This is a genomic window from Mycolicibacterium wolinskyi, assembly GCF_002101965.1.
GTDB lineage: Bacteria > Actinomycetota > Actinomycetes > Mycobacteriales > Mycobacteriaceae > Mycobacterium > Mycobacterium wolinskyi.
The window spans coordinates 339,290-350,960 of record NZ_LQQA01000005.1; the positions used below are offsets into that span (position 1 = coordinate 339,290).

10 protein-coding genes are annotated in these 11,671 nt (G+C 64.4%); 6 read left to right on the plus strand and 4 right to left on the minus strand.

Annotation, left to right across the window (positions count from 1 at the left end; genetic code table 11):
- Positions 1-307: 307 nt before the first annotated feature.
- Complete coding sequence (locus AWC31_RS03620) at positions 308-1,354, minus strand: ESX-1 system-associated protein (RefSeq protein ID WP_085142779.1); 1,047 nt, start codon at positions 1,352-1,354, stop codon at positions 308-310.
- A gap of 365 nt (positions 1,355-1,719) precedes the next feature.
- On the opposite strand from AWC31_RS03620, the gene AWC31_RS37080 reads away from it, so the two are divergent.
- The 3 genes from AWC31_RS37080 (at position 1,720) to AWC31_RS03630 (ending at position 3,840) form a co-directional block, all read left to right on the plus strand.
- The gene (locus AWC31_RS37080; protein ID WP_133060099.1) at positions 1,720-1,908 is read left to right on the plus strand and encodes a hypothetical protein; all 189 of its coding nucleotides are present in this window, start codon (positions 1,720-1,722) and stop codon (positions 1,906-1,908) included.
- 472 nt (positions 1,909-2,380) lie between these two features.
- Positions 2,381-3,151 carry a sensor domain-containing protein gene (locus AWC31_RS03625; RefSeq protein ID WP_085142781.1) on the plus strand — a complete coding sequence of 257 codons (771 nt, stop codon included), beginning with the start codon at positions 2,381-2,383 and terminating at the stop codon, positions 3,149-3,151.
- Positions 3,152-3,189: 38 nt separating this feature from the next.
- A complete protein-coding gene (locus AWC31_RS03630) occupies positions 3,190-3,840 on the plus strand; it encodes a sensor domain-containing protein (protein WP_234816708.1) in 651 nt (216 codons plus the stop codon).
- 204 nt (positions 3,841-4,044) lie between these two features.
- On the opposite strand, the gene AWC31_RS03635 is transcribed toward AWC31_RS03630, so the two are convergent.
- From AWC31_RS03635 to AWC31_RS38125, 3 genes are all read right to left on the minus strand, one after another.
- Positions 4,045-4,587 (minus strand): protease inhibitor I42 family protein, encoded by a 543-nt coding sequence (locus AWC31_RS03635; RefSeq protein ID WP_133060100.1) that lies wholly within the window; start codon positions 4,585-4,587, stop codon positions 4,045-4,047.
- A 100-nt stretch (positions 4,588-4,687) separates the two neighbouring features.
- The gene (locus AWC31_RS03640; protein WP_085142841.1) at positions 4,688-5,332 is read right to left on the minus strand and encodes a sensor domain-containing protein; all 645 of its coding nucleotides are present in this window, start codon (positions 5,330-5,332) and stop codon (positions 4,688-4,690) included.
- A gap of 377 nt (positions 5,333-5,709) precedes the next feature.
- Positions 5,710-6,660, minus strand: coding sequence for a sensor domain-containing protein (locus AWC31_RS38125; protein WP_085142787.1), 951 nt, complete (start codon positions 6,658-6,660; stop codon positions 5,710-5,712).
- Between the two features lie 393 nt (positions 6,661-7,053).
- Between AWC31_RS38125 and AWC31_RS03650 the strand changes: the two genes are divergently transcribed.
- The 3 genes from AWC31_RS03650 to AWC31_RS03660 all read left to right on the plus strand — a co-directional run bounded on the left by AWC31_RS03650 (position 7,054) and on the right by AWC31_RS03660 (position 11,228).
- Complete coding sequence (locus AWC31_RS03650; protein ID WP_085142843.1) at positions 7,054-9,042, plus strand: ATP-binding protein; 1,989 nt, start codon at positions 7,054-7,056, stop codon at positions 9,040-9,042.
- Between the two features lie 110 nt (positions 9,043-9,152).
- Positions 9,153-10,046: a hypothetical protein gene (locus AWC31_RS03655; protein WP_085142790.1), complete on the plus strand. Its 894-nt coding sequence runs from the start codon at positions 9,153-9,155 to the stop codon at positions 10,044-10,046.
- A gap of 219 nt (positions 10,047-10,265) precedes the next feature.
- Positions 10,266-11,228, plus strand: coding sequence for a DUF4192 domain-containing protein (locus AWC31_RS03660; RefSeq protein WP_085142792.1), 963 nt, complete (start codon positions 10,266-10,268; stop codon positions 11,226-11,228).
- The last annotated feature ends 443 nt before the right edge of the window (positions 11,229-11,671 follow it).

Genomic DNA, 11,671 nt, shown 5'->3' on the forward strand with positions numbered 1-11,671 from the left:
TTTCGTAGATGATCGCGTGGCCGCACCTGCACCGATATGTCGGGTTATCGGGCATTGTTCTCGTCTACCTCAAATGTGAATGGCCACAACACCTGTGTGCCGTTGTCTGCGCCGACGGGTCGGCCTGTGCCGAGTTCGAGGTTGTGCACCCACTGGTTTGCGGCCACCATGCTTTGCCTCTTGGCGTAGGCTGCCACTCTCACTATCCCGCCCGGGGTGCCCTCGGTCACCGAGACCTCGCCGCGCCGCTTCTTTGCCGCGAGCGTCCAGGATGCTCTGTCGGTCACAGCACAGGGCCAGCGACCGTTCATGACTGCGCCTTGCATGCCCAATTGATCGCATTAGCAACGGCCGTCGCGGTCAAGGTCATGTCGGCATAGTTTGGCGAGAAGGTGGGAGCGGCCTCGATATAGGCCCGCACATATTGCGCGGCCAGTACCGCGAAGTCCTCCCAAACCGGGTTCCCGCTATCCCGGCCCAATCGCTCCATGTCGTCGGCATAGGCAACCAACAGCGGCAAGACGGCATCAACGACTGCTTTGTACTCGGGGCTCCATTCCGCTACCGCGATATTGGGGTCTAGATCAGCCCAGGCGTCGGCACGTGGATCGTGATCAAACCGGGTGACCAGAGCCATCCAGTCCCCGCAGGTGCCATGGTTATCGCTCAGGAATCTTCCGGGTCGAGACGCGCTGTCGCTGCTCGGCGCCTGAGCGTCTGACGGCGGTGACGCGGTAGCGATCAGAGGTGCGGTTTGCTGAGCTCCGCGGAAGTAGATGGCATCACACACGCGATTCAACGCTGTATAGAAAACGTTGGAAGCCGCGACGGTGTAGTTGTCTGGGGGCGAATAGGTTGGCATCGCATCTATCCATGCTTGCGAGTAGGCGATGTACTGGCCGTAGAGTTCGCGCATGACCCGATGGGGTGTCTGTTTCGCTAGATCTGCCACGTTGGGCATCGCAGCGGTCAACGCGGTGCGCTTTTTCTCAAATGCTGCGCGTTGATCAGGATTCCACTGTGTCGCCGGCACCGAATAATCCTGCTCGTTCCACTTGACGGCATCAGAAACCGCTTCCATGTCATGGGAAATCGTTCGCCAGGCTTCGCAGGTCGAGTCGTCGGTGATGATGCCGGCCGGCCCGGTGTCGTCAGCACTGGCGAACTCTGTGTGCGTGTTGTTTCCGGGCGCATCGGCGTTGCTGGCGCCGGCATCGGGTCGCGTGAAATGCATGGTGCCCACGATCGCCAGGGCGATGATGGCGACCAGGGCCACGCCGCCCAGGATCCATTTGGTCTTGTCGGGTTTGTTCGGTGGCGGACCGCCCGTCCACTGCGCTGCGGCGGTCCCCATTGGGATTGTCCACCCGGGTAACTCGGATGTGGCGCACCGTAGGAGCCCGGTCGCGGCGGCTCCGGCCGAGCGCCCCACGCCGATCCCTGGCCACCGTTTGGTGGCATGGCGCCGTAGGGGCCCGGCCCAGGGGGCACGCTCATCGACACACCTCTCACACATCGACTCCGCCACCCTCGACATGAACCCGGTGGCAGCGATTCCGGTCGGATCGTTTGAGTCATTATCAACGCCGCCGGCCACCATCACGGGCACCAACTACGCGGCGGACCCGCCGCGAGCTCCACTCAGATACGGGCCATCCTTCCGTTCGCTGGGCCCTAGGCTGCTGGTCACGCAAACGGGCAAATCGGGGGGGGTACACGTTGATCGACCTGCTAGCTGACGACTTCCCGACCGTCCGTCAGACCAGCCTGGCCATCATCTTTCCGGCCGCTGGTTTGCTGCTGCTGGCGCTTGGCATTCGCCGCCGCCTGGCCTGGCGCCGCTGGAACGGCAGCGACAACGCCCGACAGCTGACCCCCGGCGAGTGCAGCAATGGATTAACCAGATGACCGAGCGTCACGAGCCGGTCCATGGGCGCCAACCAACCGCGACGACTGCAACCGCACGTCTGCGCCCCAATCATGGCTCTTTGAGCACTTATGCAGCTCAGAGGGGATGTGCTGCGGTCAGTTGGTGTGAGGGGACGGGTGTTGATGCACTTACGATCTGTGGCGTGGAGATACTGTTTGCCGCACCGTTAGGGGTCAGGCGATGACGATGCCTCCGCCGCCTGGCGGACCTGGACCCGGATATCCGCGCCAAGCTGGGCATGAGGGCGGTGGTCAGCCACGGTTTGGTGTCTCGCCGAGCAATGGCGGGCCTGGTGGTGTGCCGGGGCAGCCGCCGAGCACTGCGACGCCGCCGTGGGATCCCCAGGGGCCCAGGACACACCAGATTGGTCCGCCGCAAGGAGTTCACCGGCCACCGCACGGTGTCGGAACCCCGCGTTGGGAGGGCCAGCCGCAGCCGCCGATCGCTCCCATGACCGCGATCCCTGCTCGTCGTGGCAGCAAGCGCAAGTGGGCTCTGGCCGGCGCCGCGGTGGCGGTGGTTGTAGCCGTGGGGGCTGCGGTCGCGCTGACGGTCACCTCGGGCGATTCGGGAGACAACGCTTCGGCCGACGAGTCGCAACCGGCTGCCCCGCCGATCCCGGTGGGCGCACTGAACGGGCTGCTGCTGGCACCTGCTGAGGCTGCCAAGGCGGTGGGAACCGACAAACTGACGGGTTCTGAAGATTTGGGCGACAGGATCTACGAGAAAGCGGGCAAAGGGTCCATCGTTGACGGCGATTGCGTATCAGTGATGCCAGGAACCGAAGCCAAGTACACAGGCAGCGGCTTCACCGCGGTGCGGCGTCAATACTTCGCCAACCGTCCGCAAATCGACTACCTGACGCAAGTGGTGGTCGCATTTCCCTCCGCCGAGCTCGCCCAGAAGTTCATCATGAGCAGCGAGGAAGCATGGCGGAAATGCTCGGGCCGGACCGTGAACGTCAGCTACACCAACCCTGACAATCCCCCCGGCCCTCCTGCCTTCGAGGTGATCGGGCCGGTCAGCTCCAGTGACGGGATGATCACGTTGCGCAGGACGCGGGAGGGCACCGGTGAAGCCGAGGGCGACTGGGCATGCTCGATTGCGTCGACATCGCGCAACAACATCGTGGTTGAAGGTTCGGTGTGCTCGCGCACCAAAGACGGCACGGTGACCGAACTTGTTCGGGGTATGGCTGAGAAGGTGGCCGCGCGCAAGTGATCCCTGTTGCGCCGCCACGCAGGCGCTGGCCCTCTCCGTTGACGCTGGCCGCCATCGTTGTGACGGTGGTTGCTCTGGCGCTGGTCGCGGCCGCGGTCGTGGTCACCGTCTCGGGTATCGGCAATGTGCCGCCGGCCGTGTTGGACGGGCTGCTGCTCACCCCGCAGGAAGTCGCGAAGGCCCACGGTGCCCAATCTGTCGAGGTTGTCTCCGATGACGACACGTTGGACTCGAAAGAGCCCGACAGCGAATGCTTGGGGCTGCTCAACGATCGGTCAGAACGTGCCTACCGTGGTAGCGGATGGAGCGCTGTACGCCATCAAACGTTGGCCGACGAGCAACGGCAGGTGACGTTGTCGCAGTCGGTGATCGCGATGCGCGACACGCATGAAGCCGCCCGCTTCGTCGACGGACAGAACGCGCTGTGGGAGACGTGCTCCACCCAGGTGTTGCAACGAAAGAACAAGGACGGCCTGGTCGCCGACTACGTGGTAACGATGGTAAAACGCAGCGACGGGATTCTCGCCGCGAGCTATCACGATGAGGGCGACAACGGATGGACCTGCGTTCGTGGAATGGCCTGGCGCAGAAACGTTGTCATTGACACCACGACGTGCGGTCCGGGCCCGACCCCCTGGCTGCTGCCGGGGATCATCGTGCCGATCTCAGCTCGGATCCAGGCGGCCTGACGTCTAGGTGTGCTATTCCGTGACATTGGCGGCTCCCTGGGACGGCCCGGCGTCCCTCGACGACGAACCTGAGCTCCCCGAACTTGTGCCGGCCAGCAGAGACCAAAAGTACTTGCCGCCGAGGAACCACATAGTTCTCACTGGCCTGTAGTGCAAGCGGGCCTAGTGATGAAAGCCGGGTCGCGAAAGCGTCGTACCGCAGGATCACTCGCGCGTGCTCCGGAAAGCAAAGTAGAGCAGACGTCCGATCAAGCCGAGTGTCACGACCACGACCAATGCTCCTGCCACATAGGGGAAGGCGTAGTTGCCGGCCGAGGCGATGCCCTCCAGCATGCTCGGCGGCCCCACCTCGACGTCGACGGCAAAGCGCCGGCACACCCGATCGCTGTTGTCGGACTCGACCAGGCTGATCCGCGCGGTCCCAGTCTGGCGGGCCAGGTATCTCATCGTGCTGGTGCCGTTGCCTCTGCCGGCCGGCGGCGTGCGATCCCACTCGTAGCGTTGTCCCCGGAAGTCCACTATGTCGCGGCCTGAGTTGTGGTCCTTGCGCCATTGGCACCTGGTCTCGTCGTAATCGTCGGCAAGAACGATGTCGAGCAGCTGACCGCTGCGGACCTGTACGCGCCCACCGTTGTCTTTGTCGGTTGCGATCACATCGGGCTGCGCCGCGCCGCAGCCGCCGATCGCCAGCACGAGCCAGCACAGAACTGCCAGCGCCAACCGACGCCCGGGCCAAGTCCTCCGCATCCATGAATCGTATGAGCAAGCCACCAACCCGTACCGCAAGAGATTTGGAGGGCGCCATCGCAGCCGATCTGGGCAGCGCCAACCTCATGAGACAGCACATCTAGGCCGGCGGTACCCGGTCGGCGCTCCAGCGGGCCAGCATGGGCGCCTGGGTCGAACCGGTGGGTGTGCATATCGCTACGTCGATGACGACGTTGCGGCGGGAGGTCAGTGAGTGCTGGCACTGCCACGGTTTGTCGGGCTGGTCTTCGCGGATGGTTGTGACGGTGAGGATTCCGTCGACCATGGCTGGTGCGCTCACGGTGTAGGGCTCGTGGGGAATCTTGTTCGATTTGGGTTTGTTCACCGTCACCACCTGGTTGGCGCACTTGCCCCATTTCTCGACCGCTTTGGTGACGAAGTCGGTTGCGGCTGTGGTGGTGTAGAACGCGGTGGCTTGCTGCTCGACCATCATGTGGCTGTCGGTCTCGCCCGGTTTGGCGTCGTCGTAGACGTGTGTGCGGGAGTCGGTGAAGCCAGAGTTGTCATAGCCTTGTGGCAGCGAGGGGAACAGGACTCCGCCACAGTCCGGGCGATCGCTGCTCCAGTTGCTCAGCCCGAAGAATTCCGAGGTCTTGCCCAGGTACGGGACGTCGAGCACTGTGGAGATCGAGACGTCGCCGGAGCCCGGACCCAGGCTGAGGATACCGCCGAGCTGCCCGGCGTGGATGGCATTGGGTTCAGGTTCGGGCTTTGGTGTTGTCACGATCGGCCGCGGGGGCCTGTAAGTGCTGGGAAGCGATGATGGGGCCGGTTCAGAAGCGGGGGAGCTGATCTGACGCACCAGCACACCGGTGGCTGCGATTCCGACGCCAATGGCAGTCACGATCGCTGCCGCAGCCGGCCAGCGGCGGCCGGCCCGCCGCATCGGCGGGGGCGCTACCGTTCCGGTAGGCGGGCCCGGTAGGTCGTGCTGCGGGGATGGGGCAGACCCTGTTGGTGTTCCCCATCCTGGATGAGGTGCGGAGGCCGATCGTCGAGGGTATGCCACCGTGGGCTCATCGTAGGGCGAAGGTGCAGCGCCGTCGCGTGGGTGTCGGGAGGGCGCGACGTTGTTGTGAGTGGGTTCTGTTGGGGGAACGCTCATTTAGCCGGGACCTTGGAGAGGATCCGTTCCAGCACTTTCGCGGATTCATTGTGCGCCAGATAGCTGTCACAGATCATCACGTCGGCAACGATGTTGCGCTTTGCGCCAAGCGAATGGAAGCACGTCCACAGCATGTCCGGGACATTCGGATCACCGGCCCGGCGCATATCGACGGTGAGTACACCCTGGACGGTGTACTGGGGCTTCAGCTTCACCTCACTGATCCGAAAATCAGCGTTGTCTTGGCCCTCTTGAGAGAGTGTCACGACACCCGACCCGATGCATTGGCGCCACTTTCCAGCTTCGTCCGCGGCGAACTTGTCGGCTCGGGCAGAGTCAGGGAAAGCGGTGACCATCTGTGACAGCCGCACCTGGGGTACCCCGAACACGTGCTCGCGAGGGTTGTAGGCGTGTTCGCCGTCGTCTTGGTTGAACTGATACTGAAGCGCTCGGTATCCAGATCCTTCGTAGGCGGACTTGATGCCCGTGTCGACAACACTGCCGCATTCGGGGCGAGAGGTGTTGCGTGTCATAAGCGTGGTGCTGTCCGAGACAGCTTTCATCTCCGAGGTGCCCAGTGCGGCGTTGAGCTCCTCCGGTGTCAGCACGAGACCGCGTAGCGCAGTGACGGGTACACCGCTGTCGACACTCGGGGGAGCTGGTGGCGCGCTCGTGGGGTCAGCGACCGGTGCCGGCGGCTCGGGCTGACCGCCCGATTGCAGAATCACGGTGCTCACCGCGGCAATAGCAACAACCGCAGCGACCGCGGCGCCGGCCCACAGCCATTTCTTCTTTCCGCCCTTGTTCGGCGGCGAAGGTGACCATCCTGGTGCGGGTGGCGCCGGCCACTGCGAGTGGCCGCCAGGCTGGCCCTGGTTCGGGAGGCCGTATTGCGCTGCGCCTGGACCGTGTTGCGGTGGCCAAGGCTGGCTTGGTGGCTGGGTCATCGGGCGCTCACCACCCGGGCACGACGAATCAACGCGAATCCCATAGTGATGATCGTAGGTTGCGCACAAGTTCGCCTGGAGCACCAATGCGGTGCCCGCGGCGCGTTAGCGCCTGGCCGTCATCTGAAATCGACGCACCGCAGGTTGTCTGGACTCCTGTCGAACCACTGCCACCACACACCACCTCCCCGCCCGGCATGGGGTGGGGAGGTGGTGTGTTTGAAAAGGGCTGTTGTACTGGGGATTTGGCTCCGATTTGTCGGTGTTTGGCAGTAGAATCGGGAGCGTAGGGCAGGCCAATCCGGCAGGCCCACAGAGTCCCGGAGGGGAAGTCGAATGCGAATTGCCGAGACTGTTTCGACGCTGGTCGGTACGACTGCCGAGTTGCCCACGATGACGAGTCGGGTAGACCCGGAGGGTGCGCGCCGGATGATGGAAATGTTGGTCAATCTGTACGCGGACCGGCGCTTGGCGGTGGCACGTGAGTATGTGTCGAATGCCGTGGATGCCACCCGCGCGGCGGGCAGGGCCGAGCCGGTAGCGGTGACCACGCCGACCCTGATCGAACCCAATCTGATCGTGACGGACCGGGGCACTGGCATGTCTCTTGCGGAGGTCGAGGCGACGTTTCTGGCGTTCGCCGCGTCGAGCAAGCGCGACAGCAACGAGATGATTGGCGGGCTGGGCGTCGGCGCGAAATCGGCTTGGACACTGGCCGAGTCGTTTCTGGTGGACACCGTGAAGGGCGGACTGCGCACGACGGTGCGCGCGGCCCGCAACTTGGAGCACCAGGTGCTCTTGGCCGGTGTGCCCAGCGACCTGCCGGACGGCACCACGATCATCGTTCCGGTCGAGGTCGCAGGGCATGTCGAGGCCTGGCATCGCGTGGTGCGTGAGGTGGCCTGTGCGCACGATGCTGGCGCGGTGCTGGTGGACGGTGAGCCGGTGGACAGTCTCGCCGGTGGTCCGACGTGGATCGGGCCGGTGTCGTGCCGACGTGTTGATCGCCCGGACCACAGTGCGGTGATGGTGCGCAGTGGCGGCACGCTGTTTGCATCGGTGCCCGAGGTCACCAAGCGGGTCACGCAGGCCACCAGGTTGCCGGCCTGTGTGCTCGAGTTGCCCATCGGCTCGTTCGATCACACTCCTAGCCGGGAGTCGGTGATCGCCACCGAGCGCACCTTGGCCGCCGTGGACGCGGCACTGGCACAGTTCCGGGTGGCCTATGACGCACTGGCGCAGAAGATTTCACGACTGGCGGCCACCGACGTGGCTGCTGCGGTGAAGCTGCGGTCCGACACCTTGGGCGGAATGGGCACAGCGGCCACGCTGCCGATCCCGTTTCGGGTCGGCGTGCCCATTGGCGTGGGTGCCTGGCATGTGAGCACCCTGTCAGGGCGTTCACGGTGGAAACGCATCGAGAATTCCAGTGACGACGTGTTCGAGGCAGTGACTGCCCGCGCCGAGATGAGCACCACGCTGGTGGTGACTGGTGTGCCCGCAGGGCGGGTGCTGTCTCGGTTCGCCACCTTCTTGGCCGAGAAGCATCCCACGATTCGGCGGTTGATCGCGGTGCCGGAAAGTGCCACGTCGGTTGCGCTGAACGTGTTCGCGCCGGGGAATCGGTTGACCGATCAGACGTGGCCGCTGGGTGCGGACACCGACGGGATCGCCGTGCGGTACACCTTCGAGCAGTGGAATGCCGCGATGGCGGGCAGGCGTGTGACGCGCGGGCCATCGATGGGCTACGGCTGCCAGATCATTGATCGTTACGGCGGCGCTCGCCGCAACGCGGTGCTGAGCGGCCCGGAGATCGCCGCATTGGGCCTGCCGGTCATCTACACCGACGACGCGACCTATCAGGTGCAGAGCGGTCAACCGGCGTCAGTGACGGTGTATCTGGGCAGGCGCAAGAGCGGGCCTCTGCTGGCAGCGGTACCCGAGGCGATGACCCGTGGCGCGTGGATGCAGCGCCGGTTCACTGCCGAGACTGCGGGGTGGTCCCCGGAGGAGCTGTTGGCCGTCTGCTATGTCGCGCATCGGCAGCGGGCATCGGTCTACGCGGCCGCGTTCGGTGTCGCGGCGGCGGCCTTGGCCGCCAGCCCCGAGAACCATCCGCGCCGTGCCCTGCTGTCGCGGATCGCCGCACTGGTGCAGGCCGCTGGGAAGGTCACCGAAGCCCAGGCCTCGCTGGTGGGGGAGCTGAGGGAGTGCGCGGCGGCGCAGACACAGTTCGGCAAGGTCCGGGAACTGTACGCCGATCTGCGGCAGGCCTACCCGTTGCTGTACCACCTGCGCGGCTGGGACAACAGCGAGCCCCGTGGCCACTACGTCGAGTACGTGGCCCACACCCCGCCCCAGGCCGCCCGCAAGGCCTCCTAGATCCCCCGTTCGTACCGACATCCAAACCAGCTCAAGAGAATTGGACTTCATGCATCATGCACGCACTTATCGATCAACAGTCAATCATCGTTTGTGAGGGGTCAGTCAGTGTGCTGATCGCCGCGTCTGATCCCACCTATGGGCCGGTGCGCCGCTACCTGATGGACGAGCACGGCGAGGATTTCGCGACCGTGCGCGACCTTGTGGACAGGTTCCGCACCGGAGTGAAACAGGCTGCCGTGGAGGCCGTGGCGGTTGTGGACGGCGACACGGACCAGACTGAGGCCGAGCCGTACCGGATCACCCACGGAGACCCGGTGGAGGAGGTCATGTTGGCCGCTGCCATCCGGCTCACCAACAGCGATGCCGACCTGGCCCCGCTAGGCGCGTTCCTGCGCCGCTTGGAGCGCAACCCCTCGCAGGCCTCCCGCTCGCAGTTGTTCGGCTGGCTCAAAGCCGGTGGTTTCACGCTGACCACCGAGGGCCTCATCGTCGGCTACAAGTCAGTGCGCGGTGACGGGCGCTCCGCGCATGCGGGGCGCGAGCCGGTGACGGTGCAGAGTCAAGACGGGTCCATCGAAACGGTCTTCGGACGTGTGCCCTATCCGGTCGGGGCCACCGTGTGGATGCCTCGCGATCTGGTCAACGAGGACCGGGACTCGGGGTGCTCGGTCGGCCTGCACGTCGGCACGTTCGGCTATGCGGAGGATTTCAGCGAGCAGATGCTGGTGGTGCTGGTTGATCCTGCTGACGTGGTGTCGGTGCCCACCGATTCGCGTGCGCAGAAGATGCGGGTGTGCCGTCTGTACGTCGCGGCCCGCCACGACGGCGAGCAGATTTCGGAAACCGTCATCGATCACATCCGCACTGTGCCTGATTTCGAGGCGAGTGGTGACTACAGCAGCCGTCCTGAGAATGCACATCGACCGGCGTTCGGTGTGGCTGTGGAGTTCGACAGCGACGACCAGGAGGATCTGGACGAGGTTGAGGAGCGCGCCGCCTAACCGAAGTAGTGGTGGTTCGCAGGTTCTTTGTGGACCTGCGAACCACCACACTGGCTTTCCCTCACACCACCTCCCCACCCGGCATGGGGCGGGGAGGTGGTGTGTATGAAAAGTGCTGTTGTAGTGGGGGTTTGGGTCTGGTTCTGTCGGTGTTGGGCGGTAGAATCGTGGGTGTAGGGCAGGCCAGTTCGGCAGGCCCACGGAGTCCCGGGAGGGGTTGTGTTGAAGCTTGGTGGTTTGGGTGATCTGGTGTGCAATGTCGTGGCGGTGTTGGGGTTTAGGCCGGTGGATTCTTTGGTGCTGGTCGTTGTTGGTGCTGGTGAGCTGAAGACGGTGATGCGTGTGGATTTGGGCTCTGCTGAGCAGGTGGGTGCAGCTGCTCGTCTGGCGGAGCTGGTGGGTTCTCAGTGTGCTGATGGTGTGGTGGCGGTGATCGTGTCGGAGGATGCGGTGAGCGATCCGGCTCGGGGTGATCGGTTGAAGGGGATGGTTAGCGGTCTGGCCGGCAGTTTGCAGCGGTTCGGTATTGAGTTGTTGGATTGCGTCATCGTTGATCGGGTTGCTGCTGGTGGGCGGTGGTTTTGTGCTGATGATCCGGCGGTTGCGGGGGTGCTGGATGACCCGGCGTCGTCGGTGTTGGCGGCGGTTGCGGTGGCCGGGGGGCGGCGGTTGTTCGATAGTCGTGCTGACCTGGAGGCGTTGGTGGCCCTCGATGGCGCTGGGGCGGCTGCTGTGGCGCCGCTGGTGGGTGATGCTGTTCCGGTGGGGGATGTTGCGGTAGCGGTGCGTGTGGCGGTGGATGCGATGCGTCAGATGGGCAGCGGGGAGGGTCCGACTGATCGGGTGCTTGCCGAGGTGGGCACTTCTTTGGCGGATGTGCGGGTCCGTGATGCCCTGTTCAATGTGGGTGAGGCGCAGGACAGAGCGTTGGCCGAGCGTTTGTGGACGCGGTTGGGTCAGGTGCTGCCCGCACCGTTTCGCGCTGAGGCGTTGACGTTGCTGGCGTTCTCGGCGTATCTGCGTGGTGATGGGCCAGTTGCCGGAATCGCGCTGGAGGCAGCGCTGAGCAGTTCCCCTGGACATCGGATGGCGGTGATGCTTGATGTGGCGTTGCAGTCGGGGCTGCCTCCAGAGAAGCTGCGTGGTCTGATTGCGGGGCGCCGGCCGGCGGTGAGTGTGTAGGTGGTTGAGCTCGCGCGGGGCGTGAGCGGTTGGTAGGTGTGGTGCGGTGCCCGTGGGTGTGGTTGTGGCCTGCGGGCATCGTTGTGTGTGGGGGTGTGGTTCGGCGCGTGAGCGCCGTTTCTTTGGGTTGTTGGTAATGGTGTTGGGGTGCATCATGTTTCGACAACATGGTGTAGTATGTGGGTATGGTGTTGGTAGGCAAGGTGTTTCGGGATCACCGCGTGAGCGGTGGCGTAAACCGCGTAAGCGGTTGCAGCGCAATGGATAACGAGAGCCAAACGCATTATGTCTCCACCATGACACCGCGTCAGCGGTGTGGATCTCGAACCATGAACGCTCGCAACGTCATTCGACCCAACCGCGTAAGCGGTTGGGTAGCAACGTGATTCGACCGGGCTTGCCCGGTCGCTAACTTGTAACCGGCGCAGCCGGTTACAATCAAC